We start from the raw sequence: 20,484 nt of genomic DNA on the forward strand, positions 1-20,484 counted from the left end.
CGTGCTACAGGCCGAGCGTCGCAACCCGAAGGCGATCTGCAACGCTTGCCCGCCAGTTCCAGGCGGGCGATCGCACCTCCTGCTACCCGCCCCAGCCCGCGCCGGTTCTAGCCTCGCCTCCTGTCGCCGGCATTGGCGGTAACGCCAGTAACAGGCAGGTAACACCTGCAATTGACTTCATGCCGCCCCATCGGGACTATAGGCGTCCCGTCGCCCGCCGTCGGGCGCACCCTAATGCCAATCCAGGCCGGATTGCTGCCGGTTAGAAGCCGTATACCGAGCCTGAGCGAGGACCCTTGAAATGCCTGACGTTACCCTGACCACTCTGCAGAGTCTCAAGCACAGCGGTGAAAAGATCGCCATGCTGACCTGCTACGACGCCACCTTCGCCCAGGCGGCCTGCCAGGCCGGCGTCGACGTGCTGCTGGTCGGCGACTCCCTGGGCATGGTCCTGCAGGGTCACGACAGCACCCTGCCGGTCAGCATCGAGGAAATGGCCTACCACACCGCCTGCGTCAAGCGCGGCAACCAGGGAGCCCTGATCCTCACCGACCTGCCATTCATGGCCTACGCCACCAGCGAGCAGGCCCTGGCCAACAGCGCCCGGCTGATGCAGGCCGGCGCGCACATGGTCAAGCTGGAGGGTGCCGGCTGGCTGGCCGAGCCGATCCGCCTGCTGGCCGAGCGCGGCGTGCCGGTCTGCGCTCATTTGGGCCTGACCCCGCAGGCGGTGAACATCCTCGGCGGCTACAAGGTGCAGGGCCGCCAGGAAGCCCAGGCGCGGCAGATGCGTGCCGACGCCATGGCCCTGGAACAGGCCGGCGCCGCCATGCTGCTGCTCGAATGCGTGCCCAGCGAACTGGCCGCCGAGATCACCCAGGCGGTGAAGATCCCGGTGATCGGCATTGGCGCCGGCGGTGCCACCGACGGCCAGGTGCTGGTGCAGCACGACATGCTCGGCCTGTCGCTGTCAGGCCGCACGCCGAAGTTCGTGCGCAACTTCATGGAGGGCCAGGGCAGCATCCAGGACGCCCTCGCCGCCTACGTCCAGGCGGTCAAGGACGGCAGCTTCCCCGCTGCCGAACACGGTTTCTCCGCATGAACACGGTCAAGACCCTGCGCGAACTGCGCGCCGCCGTCGCCCAGGCCCGCGCCGAGGGCAAGCAGATCGGTTTCGTGCCGACCATGGGCAACCTGCACGCCGGCCACGCCTTTCTCGTGGCGACCGCAGCCCAGCGCGCCGACTTCGTGGTCGCCAGCATCTTCGTCAATCCGCTGCAGTTCGGTGCGGGCGAGGACCTGGACAAATACCCACGCACCCTCGCCGCCGACCAGGAGAAGCTGCTGGCCGCCGGCTGCCACCTGCTGTTCCACCCGGACGTGGCCGAGATGTACCCGCACGGCATGGGCGATCAGACCCGGGTGTCAGTCCCCGGCGTGTCCGAAGGGCTGTGCGGTGCCAGCCGCCCCGGCCACTTCGAGGGCGTGGCCACGGTGGTGACCAAGCTGTTCAACATGGTGCAGCCGGATCTGGCCGTATTCGGTGAGAAGGACTACCAGCAACTGGCGGTGATTCGCGCCCTGGTGCAGGACCTGAACATGCCGATCCAGATCGTCGGCGCGCCGACCCAGCGTGCCGAGGATGGCCTGGCGTTGTCCTCGCGCAACGGCTACCTCAGCGCCGAGCAGCGCGCCGCCGCCCCGGCGCTGTATCGCAGCCTGCAAGGCATCGCCAGCGAGCTGCAACGCGGCGCCCGCGATTATCAGCGGCTGATCGAAGCCGGCCAGTCGCAGCAGCGCACCGCCGGCTTCGCCCCGGACTACCTGGAAATCCGCAATGCCATCAATCTGCGTCCGGCGTTGATCGACGACCGCCACCTGGTGGTGCTCACCGCCGCCCACCTGGGCAGTACCCGGCTGATCGACAATCTGCTGGTCGAAGTGCCAGCCTAGGCGCATCGGAACACTGGCGCTTACACTCGAAAGGCCCGGATAATTCCGGGCCTTTCGTTTTTCCGGATCAGGAGTCCCGATGGTCTACTACCAGCAGCCGCACGACGTCACCCACCTGCCCGCCTGGCAAGCCCTGCAGCAACACCGCGCCGAGATGGCCGGGTTCAGCATGCGCGACGCCTTCGCCAGCGACGCCCGGCGCTTCCAGCGCTTCTCGCTGAACAGCTGCGGCCTGCTGCTGGACTATTCGAAGAACCTGATCGATGAGCGCAGCCTCGAGCTGCTGATCCAGCTGGCCGAGCAGGCCGGCCTGCAAGGCGCCATCGACGCCCTGTACAATGGCGAACGGGTCAACGCCTCGGAAGGCCGCGCGGCGCTGCACACCGCCCTGCGCAGCCCGATCGGTCGGCGCCTGCTGGTGGACGGCGCGGACATCATCCCCGACGTGCACCGCGTGCTGAACCAGATGACCGAGCTGGTCAGCCGCATCCACAGCGGCCTGTGGCGCGGCTATAGCGAGAAGCCGATCACCGAGGTGGTCAACATCGGCATCGGCGGCTCCTTCCTCGGCCCGCAACTGGTCTCCGAGGCGCTGCGCCCCTTCACCCAGCGTGGCGTGCGCTGCCACTATCTGGCCAATATCGATGGCAGCGAGTTCCGCGAGCTGACCGCCCGGCTCAACCCGGAAACCACCCTGTTCATCGTCTCCAGCAAGTCCTTCGGCACCCTGGAGACGCTGAAGAACACCCTCGCCGCGCGCGACTGGTACCTGGCCATGGGCGGCCCGGAGGCCGAGCTGCACCGCCATTTCATCGCGGTGACCAGCAACCGCAAGGCGGCCATCGAGTTCGGCATCGGCGAACAGAACATCTTCCCCATGTGGGACTGGGTCGGCGGCCGCTACTCGCTGTGGTCGGCGATCGGCCTGCCGATCGCCCTGGCCATCGGCGTGTCCAACTTCAAGGAACTGCTGGCCGGCGCCTACGCCATGGACCAGCACTTCACCCAGGCGCCGCTGGCGGAGAACATGCCGGTGCTGATGGCCCTGCTGGGCATCTGGTACACCAATTTCTGGGGCGCGCAGAGCCATGCGATCCTGCCCTACGACCACTATCTGCGTAACTTCACCAAGCACCTACAGCAGCTGGACATGGAGTCCAACGGCAAGAGCGTGCGCCAGGACGGCAGCGCCCTGGACATCGCCACCGGCCCGGTCATCTGGGGCGGCGTCGGCTGCAACGGCCAACACGCCTACCACCAGCTGCTGCACCAGGGCCGCCTGCTGGTGCCGGCGGACTTCATCGTCCCGGTCAACAGCTACAACCCGCTGTCCGATCATCACCAGTGGCTGTTCGCCAACTGCCTGTCGCAGGCCCAGGCGCTGATGCAGGGCAAGAGCCGCGCCGAGGCCGAGGCCGAGCTGCGCGCCAAGGGCCTGGACGAGGCCGAGGTGCAGCGCCTAGCCCCGCACAAGGAGATTCCCGGTAATCGGCCGAGCAATATCCTGGTGCTCGACCGCATCGCCCCGTTCAACCTCGGCGCGCTGGTGGCGCTGTACGAGCACAAGGTGTTCGTGCAGAGCGCGATCTGGGGCATCAACGCCTTCGACCAGTGGGGCGTGGAGCTGGGCAAGGAGATGGGCAAGGAGGTCTACCAGCGCCTGACCGGCCAGGTCGGCAGCGCCGCCGCCGACGCCTCGACCCAGGGTCTGATCGAGCATTTCCGCGAACATCATCGCGGCTGAGCCGCACGATCGCTGGCAACCGGCTCGGGCGCGCGCCTCCGTGACGGCGCGCCAGCAGATCGCGGGGTTGAACCGTCCCCCGCTTGGGGGCACCCTTGTGGCTGTCGCGGACAAACAACTACAAGGACCCCGCCATGTTCGAGATCACTCGCCACCCCGTGCCCGACGCCGTGCGCCAGCGCGCGCATCTGGACAACGACGCCTACCTGCGCCTGTACCGCCAGTCCGTCGAGCAGCCCGAGATCTTCTGGGCCGAGCAGGCCAGGGCCTTCCTCGACTGGTTCCAGCCCTGGGACCGGGTGCATGCCAGCGACCTCGGGCAGGGTCACGCCGAATGGTTCAAGGGCGGTCAGCTCAACGTCGCCCATAACTGCATCGACCGCCACCTGGAGAAACGCGGCGAGCAGATCGCCATCATCTGGGAAGGCGACAACCCGGCCGAATCGGCGCACATCACCTACAACAAGCTGCACCACCATGTCAGCCGCCTGGCCAACGTGCTCAAAGACCGCGGCGTGAAGAAAGGCGATCGGGTGTGCATCTACATGCCGATGATCCCCGAGGCGGCCTACGCCATGCTGGCCTGCGCGCGCATCGGCGCGGTGCACTCGGTGGTGTTCGGCGGCTTCTCCCCGGACGCCCTGCGCGACCGCATCCTCGATGCCGACTGCCGCACGGTGATCACCGCCGACGAGGGCGTGCGCGGCGGCAAGTACATCCCGCTGAAGGCCAACGTCGACAAGGCGCTGCAGAGCTGCCCGGACGTCTCCACCGTGGTGGTGGTCGAGCGTACCCAGGGCGAGATCGCCTGGACCCCCGGCCGCGATATCTGGTACCACGAGGCGCTCAAGGAGGCCAGCGCCGACTGCCCGGCCGAGCCGATGGACGCCGAGGATCCGCTGTTTATCCTCTACACCTCGGGCTCGACGGGTAAACCGAAAGGCGTGCTGCATACCACCGGCGGCTACCTGCTCGGCGCGGCGATGACCCACAAGTACGTGTTCGACTACCACGAGGGCGACATCTACTGGTGCACCGCCGATGTCGGCTGGGTCACAGGGCACAGCTACATCGTCTACGGCCCGCTGGCCAATGCCGCCACCACCCTGATGTTCGAGGGCGTGCCCAACTACCCGGACGCCTCGCGCTTCTGGCAGGTGATCGACAAGCACCGGGTGAACATCTTCTACACCGCCCCCACCGCCCTGCGCGCCTTGATGCGTGAAGGCGAAGGCCCGGTCAAGGCGACCTCGCGCAGCAGCCTGCGCCTGCTCGGCACGGTGGGCGAGCCGATCAACCCGGAAGCCTGGGAATGGTATTTCCACATGGTCGGCGACATGCGCTGCCCCATAGTCGATACCTGGTGGCAGACCGAAACCGGCTCCATCCTGATCACCCCGCTGCCCGGCGCCACCGACCTCAAGCCGGGCTCGGCCACCCGCCCCTTCTTCGGCGTGCAACCGGTGCTGCTCGACGAGCAGGGCAAGGAGATCGAGGGGCCGGGCGCCGGCGTGCTGGCGATCAAGGCCAGCTGGCCGAGCCAGATCCGCAGTGTCTACGGCGACCACCAGCGCATGATCGACACCTACTTCAAACCCTACCCCGGTTACTACTTCACTGGCGACGGCGCGCGCCGCGACGAGGACGGCTACTACTGGATCACCGGCCGCGTCGACGACGTGATCAACGTCTCCGGCCACCGCATCGGCACCGCCGAAGTGGAAAGCGCGCTGGTGCTGCACGATGCGGTGGCCGAGGCGGCGGTGGTCGGCTATCCGCACGATGTGAAGGGCCAGGGCATCTACGCCTACGTCACCCTGATGAACGGCAGCGAGCCCAGCGACGAGCTGAAGAAGGAACTGCTGGCCATGGTCGGCAAGGAGATCGGCAGCTTCGCCAAACCGGAGCTGATGCAGTGGGCGCCGGGCCTGCCGAAGACCCGCTCGGGCAAGATCATGCGGCGCATCCTGCGCAAGATCGCCTGCAGCGAGCTGGACAACATGGGCGATACCTCGACCCTGGCCGACCCTAGCGTAGTCGACAGCCTGATCGAACAGCGCCTCAACCGCTGAGCCTCGACCCGGCCCGCAAGGGCCGGGCATATCTTGTCTTGCCTCGTCCAAGCGCCGACACTGCGCGCCATGGAAAACCTACGTCGCCAGATCGAAAAACAGGTGCACAGCCTCACCGGCGCCTCGCTGGGTGTGCTCGACCTCGACCAGCCGCGCGGTGACGCCGGCCTATTCGGCCCGCAGTCGATGGTCTGGGAAGTGCACGCCGACTTCACCGCGATGATGGTCGGCGGCATCTCCGCCCTGCTGTTGCAGATGCTTCACCCGCTGGCACTGGCCGGCGTCTGGGATCACTCCAGCTTCCGCCAGGACATGCTCGGCCGCCTGCGTCGCACCAGCCTGTTCATCGCCGGCACCACCTATGGCGGCGTGCGCGATGCCGAACAACTGATCGACAAGGTGCGCCGCATCCACCTGCAGGTGGTCGGCAACGCGCCGGACGGTCGCCCCTACGCGGCCAGCGATCCCGAACTGCTGACCTGGGTGCATGTCTCCGAAGTCAGCCAGTTTCTCGCCGGCTACCTGCGCTACGTCGCCCCGCAGCTGTCGGTCAGCGAGCAGGATCGCTATTACCGCGAAGTGGCACTGATCGCCGAGCGACTCGGCGCGCAGGCGGTACCCAAGTCGTCTCAGGCGGTGGCCGACTACCTCCAATGCATGCGTCCTCAGTTGCTCTGCGATGAGCGCACCCGCGAAGTGGTGCGGCTGCTGTATGCCGCGCCGATGCCGAGTTTGTTGGCCAAGCCGTTCGGCAAGCTGATGCTGCAGGCCGGCGTCGACCTGCTGCCGGACTGGGCCAGCGACCTGCTCGGCGAACACCAGCCCGCCTGGCGTCGGCCGCTGATCCGCACCGGCGTGCAGCGCACTGCCAGCCTGTTGCGCTGGGCGGTGCGCAACAGCGCCGCGCAGCGCGCGCACCGCCGCCTGGCGCCTTAGAAGGCGTGGCTGGCCGGTCACAGCCAGCCATGCGACCATCAGCGTCTTTCCGGTCACTGTCTGAGCCGAATCGAGGACCTGCATATGCAAGACGTCGTCATAGTCGCCGCCACCCGCACCGCCATCGGCAGCTTCCAGGGCAGCCTGGCCGAGATTCCCGCCCCCGAGCTCGGCGCCATCGTGATCAAGCGCCTGCTCGAGCAGACCGGCCTCGACGCCGCCCAGGTCGATGAAGTCATCCTCGGCCAGGTGCTGACCGCAGGCAGCGGGCAGAACCCGGCGCGCCAGGCCGCCATCCGCGCCGGCCTGCCGCATGCGGTGCCGGCCATGACCCTGAACAAGGTCTGCGGTTCGGGCCTCAAGGCCCTGCACCTGGCCGCCCAGGCCATTCGCTGCGGCGACGCCGAGGTGGTGATCGCCGGCGGCATGGAGAACATGAGCCTGGCGCCCTACGTGCTGCCCAAGGCCCGCACCGGCCTGCGCATGGGCCACGCGCAGCTGCTCGACAGCATGATCGTCGACGGCCTGTGGGATGCCTTCAATGACTACCATATGGGCATCACGGCGGAGAATCTGGTGGAGAAGTACGGCATCAGCCGCGAAGCCCAGGACAACTTCGCCGCCGCCTCGCAGTTGAAGGCCTGCGCCGCCATCGAGGCCGGCCGCTTCGACAGCGAGATCGTTCCGGTGATGATCCCGCAGCGCAAGGGCGAGCCGCTGGCCTTCGCCCGCGACGAGCAGCCGCGCGCCGGTACCACGGCCGAGTCGCTGGGCAAGCTTAAAGCCGCGTTCAAGAAGGACGGCAGCGTCACCGCCGGCAACGCCTCCAGCCTTAACGACGGCGCCGCCGCGGTGCTGCTGATGAGCGCGGCCAAGGCGCAAGCGCTGGGCCTGCCGGTGCTGGCCAGGATCGCAGCCTACGCCAATGCCGGCGTCGACCCGGCGATCATGGGCATCGCCCCGGTCTCGGCCACCCGCCGCTGCCTGGAGAAAGCCGGCTGGAGCCTCGCCGAGCTGGACCTGATCGAAGCCAACGAGGCCTTCGCCGCCCAGGCCCTGGCGGTCGGCCAGGAGCTGGGCTGGGACGCGGCCAAGGTCAACGTCAACGGCGGCGCCATCGCCCTCGGCCACCCCATCGGCGCCTCGGGCTGCCGTGTGCTGGTCAGCCTGCTGCACGAGATGATCAGGCGCGACGCCAGGAAGGGCCTGGCTACCCTGTGCATCGGCGGCGGCCAGGGCGTGGCGCTGGCCATCGAGCGCTGACGACGATCGCCCAGGGTGGATCGCGCTTCACCGATCCACCGCTGCGGTGGATGTAAGAAGCGACATCCACCCTACGGCCAGGCCCCGCCGTAATCAGGTCTTCTTTCTTGGTAAACTGCGCGCCCTCCCATTCCGAGACGCCGCGCATGTCCTCTCTCGATCAGGCGCTGCGCGCCGCCCTCGCCGCTCGCGAACACCTTCTCAGCGAACTGCACACCCAGGGCACCGACTGCTACCGCCTGTTCCATGGCAGCCAGGAAGGAGCGCCGGGCCTGACCGTCGACCGCTATGGCCCCCAGTTGCTGGTGCAGAGCTTCCATCAGCCACTGCCACCCGGCGACCTGCAAGCCATCGCCAGCAGCGTGGAAGCCCATCTCGGCCACGCCCTGCTGCTGGTCTACAACGATCGCTCGCAGCGCAATTCACGCATCGACCGCGACCCGACGCTGTTCCAGGCCGAACAAGCGGCGCTGGTGGATCTGGTCGGCCACGAGTGGGGCCTGAACTACCGCGTGCGCGGCCGCCATGCCGGGCAGGATCCGCTGCTGTTTCTCGACCTGCGCAACGCTCGCGGCTGGATCAAGGCCAACAGCGCCGGCAAGTCGGTGCTCAACCTGTTCGCCTACACCTGCGGCGTCGGCCTGTGCGCGGCAGCCGGCGGCGCGACGGAGGTGATCAATCTGGATTTCGCCGAGGGCAACCTGGCGGTAGGCCGGGAAAACGCCGCGCTCAACCCGGCGCTGCCGAGCATGCGCTTCATCCAGTCCGACTACTTTCCGGCGATCCGCCAGCTGGCCGGTCTGCCGATCAGCAGCCGCCGCGGCCAGAAACTGCCGCACTACCCGCGCCTGGAATCGCGTCAGTTCGATCTGGTATTTCTCGACCCGCCGGCCTGGGCCAAGAGTGCCTTCGGCACCGTCGATCTGCTGCGCGACTACCAGAGCCTGCTCAAGCCGGCACTGCTGGCCACCGCCGAGGACGGCACGCTGGTGTGCTGCAACAACCTGGCGAAAGTGGAGCTGGCCGAGTGGCGCGAGCAGGTGCTGCGCTGCGCGGACAAGCTCGGCCGTCCGGTACGCGACTGCCAGGTGCTGACACCGGCCGCCGACTTCCCCTCGCACGACGGCAAGCCCCCGCTGAAAACCCTGATCCTGCGCCTCTGAGCCGCCCGCTGCGGAGAAAAATGCGCGGCGCGGCGCACGCCCGGAACCGAACCAGCGTGCCATACTCCAAGGCATCTCTTCGTCTGGATAGATGACGCCCCGCCATGCCCAAAGGACTGAAGCGCGCGCTGAGCGCCCTGTTGATCGCCCTCTTTCTCTACAGCCTGATCGGCTTCTTGATCCTGCCGGGCGTCGCCCTGCGCATCGCCAACCAGCAGCTGGCGCAGTACGCCACGCTGCCGGCCTCGCTGCACCGCCTGCAGCTCAACCCCTTCAGCCTGGAACTCAGCCTGTGGGGCCTGCGCATCGGCGAGACCGGCCAGGAGCAGTTGAGCTTCCAGCGCCTGTACGCCAATCTGCAGCTCGACAGCCTGTGGGGCGGCGTCCTGCATCTGGCGGAGGTGGAGCTGGAAGGCGCCCATACCCGGGTACTGTTCGCCGAGGACGGCACGCTCAACCTGAGCCAGCTGTTCAAGCTGCCGGATGCCCCGCCGCAGAGCGCGGAACAAAGTCCGGGCGACCCCTTCCCGCTGCGTATCGAACGCATTCGCCTGAACGGCAATGCCCTGCATTTCCAGGACCTGCGTCCCAGCGAGCCGGTGGAGTTCGCCTACGACTCGCTCAGCCTGGAGCTGCACAACCTCAGCACCCTGCCCGGCGACAATGCCGAAATGACCCTGACCGCCACCGGCCCCCATGGCGGCCGCATCGACTGGCAGGGCCGCATAGGCTTCGCGCCGTTGACCTCCAGCGGCAGCCTCAAGCTCAGCGACGGACGCCTGCGTGCCATCTGGCCCTATGTGCGCGATGCGCTGCCGCTGGCATTGCAGGAAGGCCAGATCGATTTCAGCAGCAACTACCGCCTCGATCTTTCCGACGGCACCGAGCTGCAACTGAGCCAGCTCACCATCCAGCTGGCCCCCTTCGCCATCGACAGCCCCGAGGGCAAGCCGCTGCTGCGCCTGCAGCGGCTCGACGTCGCAGACACCAGCCTGGACCTGGCCAAGCAGCAGGTGGTGGTCGGTCAGGTACGCAGCCAGGGTCTGGAAGCCTGGGCCGCACGCGAGGCCGACGGCGAGCTGGACTGGCAGAAGCTGTTTGCCGGCAAACCGACGGCAGCCAGCGAGCCGGCGTCGGCCGAGGAGGCGAGCAAACCCTGGCAGGTGCTGCTGCGCGATGTGCAGTTGCGCGACTACCAGGCGCATCTGCTGGATCGCGTACCGGAGCAGCAAGTGGCGCTGGAAGTCGGCCCGCTGAACCTCGAGCTGAACGACTTCGACAGCCTCGGCGACAAGCCCTTCGGCCTCAAGCTGGACACCGCCCTGGGTAAGCAGGGCAAGCTGCAGGCATCCGGCCAGGTGCAGCTGCAACCCACCAGCGCCCAGCTCAAGGTCGCCACCCAGGACATCGACCTGCGCCTGGCTCAGGCCTATCTCAGCCCGTTTATCCGCCTGGAACTGCGCAGCGGCCTGCTTGCCAGCGAACTGGAGGTGCAACTCAGCGGGACCGAACCACTGGCACTCCAGGTGACCGGTAACGCCAGGCTCGACCAGCTGCACACCCTCGACACCCTGCGCGAGCGAGACTTCCTGCGCTGGCACCAGGTGCGCGTGGATGGGCTCGACTATCGCCACGGCGAACGCCTGGCCATCGAACGGGTGGAGCTGGATCAACCCTATGCGCGCGTGGTGATCAACGAGGACCTGACCACCAATCTCAGCGAACTGATCGTCGCCCAACCCGCCGAGACGAACACCGAGCAGGCGGCCGGCAAACCGCTGGCGGTGCGCATCGGCGGCGTGACGATCACCGACGGTTCGGCCAACTTCGCCGATTTCAGCCTGACCCCGAATTTCGCCACCGCCATCCAGCAGTTGAACGGCCGCATCGGCACCCTCGACAACCAGAGTCCGCAGGCCGCCAGCGTCGATATCCAGGGCAAGGTTGACCGCTACGCGCCGGTCAGCGTCAAGGGCAAGCTCACCCCCTTCGACCCGCTCAACAGCCTGGACATCGCCACCAGCTTCAACAACGTCGAACTGACCACCATCACCCCCTACTCCGGCAAGTTCGCCGGCTACCGCATCCGCAAGGGCCGGCTCAACCTCGACCTGCACTACCGCATCGAGCAGGGCCAGCTCAACGCCGAGAACAAGGTGCTGGTGGAGAACCTGCAGCTGGGCGAGAAGGTCGACAGCCCCGACGCCGTCGACCTGCCGATCCGTCTGGCGGTAGCCCTGCTCAAGGACCCCGAGGGCAAGATCGCCATCGAGCTGCCGGTCAAGGGCGACCTCAACAACCCCGAGTTCAGCGTCATGCCCATCGTCTGGCAGACCCTGCGCAACCTGGTGCTGCGCGCGGCGCAGGCGCCGTTCAAGTTCGTCGCCGGCCTGGTCGCCGGCGGCAGCGACGTCGACCTCAGCACCGTGCCGTTCGACGCCGGCTCGCACGCCCTGAGCGACGACGCGCGCCAGGCCCTCGACACCCTGGCCAAGGCCCTGCAGGAGCGCCCGGCACTGCGCCTGGAAGTGGAGGGCCAGAGCGCCCAGCGCGCCGACGGCCCGCTGCTGGCCGAGCAGCGCCTGCAACGCGAATTCCGCGAGATCTGGTACAGGATGCTGCAGCGCCGCGGCGACAAGGTACCGGCCAGCGCCGACGAGCTGGTGGTGGACGAGGACGATCAGGCGATCCTCCTCGAAGGCATCTACCGCGCCCGCCTCAAGCAGCAGCCGCCGGCCGAATGGGCCGAACTCGACGACGAGCAGCGTCATCAACGTATGCGCCAGGCCGTGCTCGACTCCTGGGCGCAGAGCAAGCTGCTCCTGCGTCAACTGGCCCAGCAGCGCGCCGCGGCGATCAAGGACTATCTGGTCGACGAGGGCGGCCTGCCCGACGAACGTGTCTACCTGATCGACGTCAACCTGGGGGAGCCCGAGGCCGACGGTCGCGTGTTTTCGCCGCTGCATCTCGATAGCGAGTAATCCCCATGCGCCCCAGTCCTCGCTCCGCTCTTTGCGCGCTACTGACCGCCCTGGCCAGCGCGCCCGTACCGGCCGACACCCTGCGCTGCGGTAGCCAGCTGGTCAGCCTCGGCGACCGTCCCTTCGAGGTCGAGCGTAAATGCGGCGCGCCACTGCACCGCGATCCCATCGGCTACACCCTGGGCTCCTACGACCGCCGCGAGTACCTGATCGAGGAATGGGTCTACGGGCCGAGCAATGGCATGCTCAGTATCCTGCGTTTCGAGGGCAACCGCCTGGTCGCCATCGAACGTCGTCGCGAACGCTGAAACGGAGACGCTCTCGTGCGCACAGTGACCGCCCTGCCCCTGCTGCTATGCCTGCCGCTGCTCGCCGAGGCATCGTCCACCTATCGCTGCGGCAGCGCCCTGGTCAGCAAGACCGCTCCGGCCAGCGAGGTGCAGAGCAAATGCGGCGAGCCCGCCAGCCGCGACTTCCTCGGCTACAAGGAGGTGCTCGACGATTATGGCTATCGCCATGAAGTGCAGGTCGAGGAATGGATCTACGGACCGACTAACGGCATGTACCACTTCCTGCGCTTCGAGGGCGGCCGCCTGACCGAGATACGCAGCAAGCGTGGCAGCTGAAGGAAAGCCCCGCCGGATAGTCCGACGGGGCCTGGTAGCGCGGCCGACACCCATCGGGCATCGGCCAGAGCGGCGGCCTTTGGCCGTACTGTCACGCAGGCTCGTTGCGTGCTGCGCAAGACCGCGGGCCGGGTGCCGATGGCTAGAGCGACTCGCTGAAATCGCGTAGCTCCTGCTGGGCCCTTTCCTTGGACCAACCATAACGCTCCTGCAGCTTCCCGGTCAGGTATTCGGCGTGGCCTTCGGCGACGTCCAGGTCGTCATCGGTCAGGTTGCCCCACCGCTCCTTGATGCGGCCGCTGAGCTGCTTCCATTGGCCCTTGATGATGTCGTCGTTCATGAGGATTCTCCGCTGGCGAGGGACGGCCGGGGCATGCCCCGGCCCGGACGGTCATCAGTCGGCGGTTTTGAGCCCATCGGCGGCGACCGACTTCACGCCCTCGATCTCCTGGGCCTTGGTGATCGCCAGCTCGCGCTCGGCTTCGCTGGCCACCACGCCGGACAGCGAGACGACACCCTGGTTGGTCTCCACCTCGATATCCATACCACTCAAGCCCTGGTCGGCGATGAAACTGGATTTGACCTTGCTGGTGATCCAGGTGTCGGATACCGCCTGTTCGGCCTTGTCCACGGTGTCGTTGGCGGCCAGCATGGTTGGTTGCGCGGCATCGAGCGACTGGGCGAATGCCGACGAAGCGAGGGACAGACCCAGCGCAGCGGCACTCAGGGTGGCAATGGCGAAACGGTTGATTGGCTGTTTCATGGTTCGACTCCTGTACGTTCCAGACAATCTGCAAGCCGCCTCCGGGCTGCAGGTTCAACAATAACTTCGCAAGGCCTGTGCCAGCTCCAGATCTCTGAATAATCCTTTATCTTTCAATAAGTTAAAGATAAACGCCGGAGGACTTTACCTTGCATTTCGCCGAATCAGGGGCCGAGGCTCCGGGCAAATTGCATGATGCTGACGGCCGCTCCCGCCAGGCGGCGAAGGTTTTCGCCGGAAAAAGAAAAGCCCCGCGGGTGCGGGGCTCGTTCTTGCAGCGGTCGACTGGTCGTTAGACGCCGGAAGCCTCTGCGGCGGCGACGTCCTTGATCGACAGCTTGATACGGCCGCGGTTGTCCACGTCCAGTACCAGTACCTTCACTTCCTGGCCTTCCTTCAGTACGTCGGTGACCTTCTCCACGCGCTGATCGCTCAGCATGGAGATGTGCACCAGACCGTCCTTGCCCGGCAGGATGTTGACGAAGGCGCCGAAGTCGACGATGCGCTCGACCTTGCCGACGTAGATCTTGCCGATCTCGGCTTCGGCGGTGATGGCCAGCACGCGCTGCTTGGCCGCCTCGGCCGCGTCCTTGGTCTCGCCGAAGATCTTGATCGAGCCGTCGTCTTCGATGTCGATCGAGGCCTTGGTCTCTTCGCAGATGGCGCGGATGGTGGCGCCGCCCTTGCCGATCACGTCGCGGATCTTGTCCTGGTCGATCTTCATCGCCAGCATGGTCGGGGCGTTGGCCGACAGCTCGCTGCGCGACTGGGCGATGACCTGGTTCATCTGGCCGAGGATGTTCAGGCGCGCTTCCAGCGCCTGCTCCAGCGCCTGCTCCATGATCTCTTCGGTGATGCCCTGGATCTTGATGTCCATCTGCAGCGCGGTGACGCCCTTGGCGGTACCGGCCACCTTGAAGTCCATGTCGCCCAGGTGGTCTTCGTCGCCGAGGATGTCGGTCAGCACGGCGAACTTGTCACCTTCCAGCACCAGGCCCATGGCGATACCGGCTACCGGTGCCTTCATCGGCACGCCGGCGTCCATCAGCGCCAGGGAAGCGCCGCAGACCGAAGCCATGGAGGAAGAACCGTTGGATTCGGTGATTTCCGAGACCACGCGGATGGTGTAGGGGAACTCGTCAGCGCTCGGCAGCATGGCGGCGACGCCACGACGGGCCAAGCGGCCGTGACCGATTTCGCGGCGACCGGCACCGCCCATGCGGCCACACTCACCGACCGAGAACGGCGGGAAGTTGTAGTGCAGCATGAAGGGGTCTTTCTTCTCGCCTTCCAGGGTGTCCAGCAGCTGCGCGTCGCGCGCGGTGCCGAGGGTGGCGACGACCAGCGCCTGGGTTTCGCCACGGGTGAACAGCGCCGAGCCGTGGGTCTTGTCCAGCACGCCGACTTCGATCTTCAGCGGACGCACGGTGCGGGTGTCGCGGCCGTCGATACGCGGCTTGCCGTTGACGATGTTCTCGCGCACGGTGCGGTATTCGATCTCGCCGAAAGCGGCCTTGACCTCGTCGGCGGCGAACTTGCCTTCGCCTTCGCCGGCCAGGGCGGCGACGACCTGGTCACGCAGCTCGTCCAGGCGGTTGTAGCGCTGCTGTTTGATGGTGATGGTGTAGGCCTGGCTGATGGCCTCGCCGAACTGGCTGCGGATGGCGTCCAGCAGCGGGGTGTTGGCGGCCGGGGCCTGCCAGTTCCAGGCCGGCTTGCCGGCTTCGGCGGCGAATTCCTTGACGGCCTGGATCACGGCCTGGAATTCCTGGTGGGCGAACAGCACGGCACCGAGCATCTGGTCCTCGGTCAGCTCCTGGGCTTCCGATTCAACCATCAGCACCGCGGTTTCGGTACCGGCGACGACCATGTCCAGGCTGGAGGCCTTGAGCTGCTCGTAGTTCGGATTCAGCAGGTAGCCGGTGTCCGGGTGGAAGGCCACGCGCGCGGCGCCGATCGGGCCGTTGAACGGAATGCCGGAAACGGCCAGGGCAGCCGAGGTACCGATCATCGCGGCGACGTCCGGATCGGTCTTCTTGCTGGTGGAAACGACGGTGCAGACGACCTGCACTTCGTTCATGAAGCCTTCGGGGAACAGCGGGCGGATCGGGCGGTCGATCAGGCGCGAGGTCAGGGTTTCCTTCTCGCTCGGACGGCCTTCACGCTTGAAGAAGCCGCCAGGAATCTTGCCGGCAGCGTAGGTCTTCTCCTGGTAGTGCACGGACAGCGGGAAGAAGCCCTTGCTCGGATCGGCGGTCTTGGCGCCGACCACGGTGACCAGCACGGTGACGTCGTTGTCGACGGTCACCAGCACGGCGCCGCTGGCCTGACGGGCGATGCGGCCAGTCTCGAGGGTCACGGTCGACTGACCGAACTTGAATTGCTTGATTACCGGGTTCACGGTGTTTTCCTTCTCTTTGTTGCCTTGGGGGAAATCTGAAGACGGCATGGGAGTCGGACCCGATGCATCCTTCGAAAAGCCAAAAGCTGGAAGCCCGCAGCCGCAGGCCGGGGTCAAACCCCGACTTGCCGCTGCGAACTCCCAGCTTCCAACTTGTGCAGCTCGCGTCTATTAACGACGCAGGCCCAGGCGACCGATCAGGGCGCTGTAACGAGTGGTGTCCTTGCCCTTCAGGTAGTCCAGCAGCTTACGACGCTGGTTAACCATGCGGATCAGACCACGACGGCTGTGGTGGTCCTTGCCGTTGGCCTTGAAGTGGCCTTGCAGCTTGTTGATGTTGGCGGTCAGCAGGGCTACCTGCACTTCCGGGCTACCGGTGTCGCCTTCAGCTTGCTTGTACTCGTTAACGATCTGGGCTTTTTCTTCAACGCTGAGTGCCATGTTGGCTTCCTCTCATCAGGAAACTGCCGAAGCAGTCTCAATAGGCCGGGAATCGCTTCCCGTGTTTTAAAAAAGAGGCATGACCGTGCCTACTGACAGCCACCCTCGCAGTACCCGCTGCCGATATCCTCAGCATCGGGCTTTCGGCCATCTTGGCCGAACCGTTCGACGCTGCGCGTCGGTATAAACCAATCAGGGCCTTGGCGCCCGTGTCTCCACCGGGCGCTACGCGCCGGTGTAAATCAGTCGACGCGGGGCGATGCGCCCGTCGTCACTCACTTCACCGATACCGATGAAGCGGCCGTTGTGATCCTGCACCCGGACCATGCCGAACTTCGGCGCTTCCGGTGCACGCACCGGCTGCCCCTGCAGCCAGTAGAACGCGCTGTGCTCGGAGAACTGCAGCAGCGGCCAGTCCTGCAGGCCACTGTCGACCGGCTGCAGGAAGCGATCGAGCGCCTCGCTGCCGCCTTCGGCATGCGCCGCCTCCAGCTCTTCCAGGGTCACGGTGCGCGCCAGGTCGAACGGCCCGGCCTTGGTCCGGCGCAGTTCGGCGACATGCGCGCCGCAGCCGAGCAGCTGGCCGAGATCCTCGACCAGCGTGCGGATATAGGTGCCCTTGCTGCAATCCACTGCCAGGCGGGCCTGCTCGCCTTCGCAGGCCAGCAATTCCAGGCGCGCAATAGTAACAGAACGCGCCTCGCGCTCCACTACCTCACCGGCACGAGCCAGCTTGTAGAGTGGCTGCCCGTCCTTTTTCAGGGCCGAGTACATCGGCGGTATCTGCTTGATTTCTCCACGAAAACGCGGCAACAACGCCTCTATTTCGGCGCGACCAACGGTCACTGGACGACGTTCCAGCACCTCGCCTTCGGCGTCGCCGGTGGTGGTGGTGACGCCGAGTTGGGCCAGGGTCTCGTAGCCTTTGTCGGCATCGAGCAGATACTGGGAGAACTTGGTCGCCTCGCCGAAACACAGCGGCAGCACGCCGGTGGCCAGCGGGTCGAGGCTGCCGGTGTGACCGGCCTTCTCCGCGTTGAGCAGCCAGCGCACCTTCTGCAGCGCGCCGTTGGAGGTGAAGCCGCGCGGCTTGTCCAGCAGGATGATGCCGTCGACCTTGCGCCTTATACGTTTGACCTGCGCCACGCTTATTCCTCGCTGCCGTCCTGGTGCTTGCGGTCTTCCGCCACCGCGCGCTCGATCAGCGCCGACAGCTCGGCGCCGCGACGAATGCTGGCGTCGTACTGGAAGTGCAACTGCGGGATGGTGCGCACCTTCATCGACTTGCCGAGCAGCATGCGCAGGTAGCCTGCGGCCTCGGCGAGGATCTCCAGGTTGAGCTTGATCTGCTCGGGATCGTCATCCATGCCCATCACGGTGATGAACACCTTGGCGTGTGACAGGTCGCGGCTGACGTCCACCGCAGTGATGGTCACCAGGCCCAGACGCGGATCCTTGATCTCGCGCTGGATCATCAGCGCCAGTTCGCGCTGCATCTGGTCGCCGATACGCTGGGTACGGCTGTAGTCTTTGGCCATTTCTACTTACCTTTCCTTCGACCGCCGCCCCGCTGGGCGGCGGACGTATAAGCGGCAAACGCCCGGCCGCGCGAAAGCGGGGCCGGGCGTTGCGGGATCGCGGCGTTGCGCTTACAGGCTGCGCGCCACCTGGACCTTCTCGAACACCTCGATCTTGTCGCCGACCTTGACGTCGTTGTAGCTCTTCACGCCGATACCGCACTCCATGCCGTTACGCACTTCGGCGACGTCGTCCTTGAAGCGACGCAGCGACTCCAGCTCGCCTTCGAAGATCACCACGTCCTCGCGCAGTACGCGGATCGGACGGTTACGGAAGACGGTGCCTTCCACGACCATGCAACCGGCAACGGCGCCGAACTTCGGCGAACGGAACACGTCACGCACTTCGGCGATGCCCAGGATGTTCTCCCGCACGTCGCTGCCGAGCATACCGGTGAGCGCCTTCTTGACGTCCTCGATGATGTCGTAGATGACGTTGTAGTAGCGCATGTCCAGGCCCTCGGCCTCGACGATCTTGCGCGCACCGGCATCGGCACGGACGTTGAAGCCGAACAGCACGGCATTCGAGGCCAATGCCAGGTTGGCATCGGACTCGGTGATACCACCGACGCCGCCGCCGACCACGCGTACCTGCACTTCGTCGTTGCCCAGGGTGCTGAGCGAGCCCTGCAGAGCCTCCAGAGAACCCCGCACGTCGGCCTTGAGGACGATGTTGAGGGTCTTCTTCTCTTCCTGGCCCATGCTCTCGAAGATGTTTTCCAGCTTGCCGGCGTGGGCGCGAGCCAGCTTGACCTCGCGGAACTTGCCCTGACGGAACAGCGCGACCTCGCGGGCCTTCTTCTCGTCGGCCACGACCATCATCTCGTCACCGGCATCCGGGGTGCCGTCCAGGCCAAGTATCTCGACCGGAATGGCCGGGCCGGCTTCCTTGATCGGCTTGCCGTTCTCGTCGAGCATGGCGCGCACGCGGCCATAGTTGACGCCGACCAGGACCATGTCGCCCTGACGCAGGGTGCCGTCCTGTACCAGCACCGTGGCCACCGGACCGCGGCCCTTGTCCAGGCGCGATTCGACCACCACACCACGGCCCGGAGCCGACGGCGTGGCCGTCAGTTCCAGCACCTCGGCCTGCAGCAGCACGGCCTCGAGCAGCTCGTCGATACCGGTACCGGCCTTGGCGGAAACCGGCACGAACGGCGCGTCGCCGCCCCACTCTTCCGGAATCACGTCCAGCGCAGCCAGGCCGTTCTTGATGTTGTCCGGATTGGCGTCCGGCTTGTCCATCTTGTTCACCGCAACCACGATCGGTACGCCGGCCGCTTTCGCGTGCTGCACGGCCTCCTGGGTCTGCGGCATCACGCCGTCGTCCGCCGCCACCACCAGGATGACGATGTCGGTGGCCTGAGCGCCACGGGCACGCATCGCAGTGAACGCGGCGTGGCCGGGGGTATCGAGGAAGGTGATCATGCCGCGATCGGTTTCCACGTGGTAGGCACCGATGTGCTGGGTGATGCCACCGGCCTCGCCGGACGCCACCTTGGCACGACGGATGTAGTCGAGCAGCGAGGTCTTGCCGTGGTCGACGTGGCCCATCACGGTCACCACCGGCGCACGGGAAACCGCCTCGCCTTCGAACTTCAGCGACTCGGCCAGTTGTTCTTCCAGGACGTTGTCGCTGACCAGCTTGACCTTGTGACCGAACTCTTCGGCGATCAGCTGGGCAGTTTCCTGATCCAGCACCTGGTTGATGGTCACCGGAGTGCCCATCTTGAACATGAACTTGATGACTTCCGCGGCCTTGATCGACATCTGCTGGGCCAGATCGGCCACGGTGATGGTCTCGCCGATGGACACATCGCGGACCACCGGGCCCGCCGGAGCCTGGAAGCCGTGCTGGTTGCGCTTCTTCATCTTGGCCTTGCCACGGCCGCCGCGACGGAAGCCGTCGCTTTCCTCGTCGACGCTGCGCGGCGCCACGCGCGGGGCCGGCGCCTTCTCCTTGAGGGTCGGGCGGTGCTGGGCATGCTTGCGGTCGCGACGCTCGTCGTCATCGGTGCGCGCCTTCTCGGGGCGGCGCACTTCTTCCTTCTTGCGCTCGGCGTCGACCACGGCAGCAGCCGCTACCGGCTCGCTGACCGGCGCGACCGGCGCGGCAACGCCGTCAACCGCCGCCGGGGCCGTGGCAGCCTGCCGCTTGGCCTCTTCCTCGGCCTTGCGCTTGGCTTCTTCCTCGGCCTTCAGGCGCGCGGCCTCGGCCTCGGCGCGCTGGGCCTCGAGCTCGCGCTGCTTCTCGGCTTCCAGCTCTTCCGGACTGCGCTTGACGAAGGTCTTCTTCTTGCGCACTTCCACGCTGATGGTCTTGCTGCCGGCTACCCGCAGGGTGCTGGTGGTCTTGCGCTGCAAGGTGATCTTGCGCGGCTCTTCGACCTTGTCGCCGTGACTGCTCTTGAGATGGGCCAACAGGGCCTGCTTCTCGCTATCGGTCACTACTTGTTCGGCGCTGTCGTGGGACAGCCCGGCCTCACGCATCTGCTGCAGCAGGCGCTCCACCGGTGTGTCGACCACTTGGGCCAGTTCTTTCACCGTGACTTGCGTCATGCATC

General features: G+C 66.3%; 17 protein-coding genes. 10 read left to right on the forward strand and 7 right to left on the reverse strand.

All coding sequences use genetic code 11. The annotated features are described in order from the left end of the window. Window positions 1–301: 301 nt before the first annotated feature. The 10 genes from panB (at window position 302) to ACUTAF_RS17260 (ending at window position 12,738) form a co-directional block, all read left to right on the forward strand. Window positions 302–1,102 (forward strand): 3-methyl-2-oxobutanoate hydroxymethyltransferase, encoded by an 801-nt coding sequence (gene panB / locus ACUTAF_RS17215; protein WP_445581107.1) that lies wholly within the window; start codon window positions 302–304, stop codon window positions 1,100–1,102. Then, window positions 1,099–1,953: a pantoate--beta-alanine ligase gene (gene panC / locus ACUTAF_RS17220; protein WP_445581108.1), complete on the forward strand. Its 855-nt coding sequence runs from the start codon at window positions 1,099–1,101 to the stop codon at window positions 1,951–1,953. Before panB ends, panC begins: the two co-directional genes overlap by 4 nt. A gap of 79 nt (window positions 1,954–2,032) precedes the next feature. Continuing rightward, window positions 2,033–3,697 (forward strand): glucose-6-phosphate isomerase, encoded by a 1,665-nt coding sequence (gene pgi, locus ACUTAF_RS17225; RefSeq protein WP_445581109.1) that lies wholly within the window; start codon window positions 2,033–2,035, stop codon window positions 3,695–3,697. A 134-nt stretch (window positions 3,698–3,831) separates the two neighbouring features. Further along, window positions 3,832–5,769, forward strand: a complete 1,938-nt coding sequence (gene acs / locus ACUTAF_RS17230; RefSeq protein WP_445581110.1) for an acetate--CoA ligase — start codon at window positions 3,832–3,834, stop codon at window positions 5,767–5,769. Between the two features lie 69 nt (window positions 5,770–5,838). Further along, window positions 5,839–6,705, forward strand: coding sequence for an oxygenase MpaB family protein (locus ACUTAF_RS17235; protein ID WP_445581111.1), 867 nt, complete (start codon window positions 5,839–5,841; stop codon window positions 6,703–6,705). Window positions 6,706–6,789: 84 nt separating this feature from the next. Further along, on the forward strand, window positions 6,790–7,968 hold the full coding sequence (locus ACUTAF_RS17240; protein ID WP_445581112.1) for an acetyl-CoA C-acetyltransferase: 1,179 nt from the start codon (window positions 6,790–6,792) through the stop codon (window positions 7,966–7,968). Between the two features lie 146 nt (window positions 7,969–8,114). Next, on the forward strand, window positions 8,115–9,131 hold the full coding sequence (locus tag ACUTAF_RS17245) for a class I SAM-dependent rRNA methyltransferase (RefSeq protein ID WP_445581113.1): 1,017 nt from the start codon (window positions 8,115–8,117) through the stop codon (window positions 9,129–9,131). 104 nt (window positions 9,132–9,235) lie between these two features. Next, window positions 9,236–12,112, forward strand: coding sequence for a DUF748 domain-containing protein (locus ACUTAF_RS17250; RefSeq protein WP_445581114.1), 2,877 nt, complete (start codon window positions 9,236–9,238; stop codon window positions 12,110–12,112). A gap of 5 nt (window positions 12,113–12,117) precedes the next feature. Beyond that, window positions 12,118–12,420, forward strand: coding sequence for a DUF2845 domain-containing protein (locus ACUTAF_RS17255; protein WP_445581115.1), 303 nt, complete (start codon window positions 12,118–12,120; stop codon window positions 12,418–12,420). Between the two features lie 15 nt (window positions 12,421–12,435). Beyond that, window positions 12,436–12,738 (forward strand): DUF2845 domain-containing protein, encoded by a 303-nt coding sequence (locus ACUTAF_RS17260; protein ID WP_445581116.1) that lies wholly within the window; start codon window positions 12,436–12,438, stop codon window positions 12,736–12,738. Window positions 12,739–12,880: 142 nt separating this feature from the next. On the opposite strand, the gene ACUTAF_RS17265 is transcribed toward ACUTAF_RS17260, so the two are convergent. The 7 genes from ACUTAF_RS17265 to infB all read right to left on the reverse strand — a co-directional run bounded on the left by ACUTAF_RS17265 (window position 12,881) and on the right by infB (window position 20,479). Next, window positions 12,881–13,078 carry a CsbD family protein gene (locus tag ACUTAF_RS17265; protein ID WP_445581117.1) on the reverse strand — a complete coding sequence of 66 codons (198 nt, stop codon included), beginning with the start codon at window positions 13,076–13,078 and terminating at the stop codon, window positions 12,881–12,883. 54 nt (window positions 13,079–13,132) lie between these two features. Next, window positions 13,133–13,501: a BON domain-containing protein gene (locus tag ACUTAF_RS17270; RefSeq protein WP_445581118.1), complete on the reverse strand. Its 369-nt coding sequence runs from the start codon at window positions 13,499–13,501 to the stop codon at window positions 13,133–13,135. Between the two features lie 292 nt (window positions 13,502–13,793). Next, window positions 13,794–15,902, reverse strand: a complete 2,109-nt coding sequence (pnp, locus tag ACUTAF_RS17275; protein WP_445581119.1) for a polyribonucleotide nucleotidyltransferase — start codon at window positions 15,900–15,902, stop codon at window positions 13,794–13,796. A 171-nt stretch (window positions 15,903–16,073) separates the two neighbouring features. After that, entirely contained in the window at window positions 16,074–16,343 is a 270-nt protein-coding gene (rpsO, locus tag ACUTAF_RS17280; protein ID WP_003240577.1) for a 30S ribosomal protein S15, read from the reverse strand. Between the two features lie 225 nt (window positions 16,344–16,568). Next, window positions 16,569–17,489 carry a tRNA pseudouridine(55) synthase TruB gene (gene truB, locus ACUTAF_RS17285; RefSeq protein WP_445581120.1) on the reverse strand — a complete coding sequence of 307 codons (921 nt, stop codon included), beginning with the start codon at window positions 17,487–17,489 and terminating at the stop codon, window positions 16,569–16,571. A 2-nt stretch (window positions 17,490–17,491) separates the two neighbouring features. Further along, the gene (rbfA, locus tag ACUTAF_RS17290) at window positions 17,492–17,881 is read right to left on the reverse strand and encodes a 30S ribosome-binding factor RbfA (RefSeq protein WP_445581121.1); all 390 of its coding nucleotides are present in this window, start codon (window positions 17,879–17,881) and stop codon (window positions 17,492–17,494) included. Window positions 17,882–17,992: 111 nt separating this feature from the next. Further along, window positions 17,993–20,479, reverse strand: a complete 2,487-nt coding sequence (infB, locus tag ACUTAF_RS17295) for a translation initiation factor IF-2 (protein WP_445581122.1) — start codon at window positions 20,477–20,479, stop codon at window positions 17,993–17,995. Window positions 20,480–20,484: the final 5 nt, after the last annotated feature.

It is taken from the genome of Pseudomonas sp. SP16.1 (genome assembly GCF_052682975.1).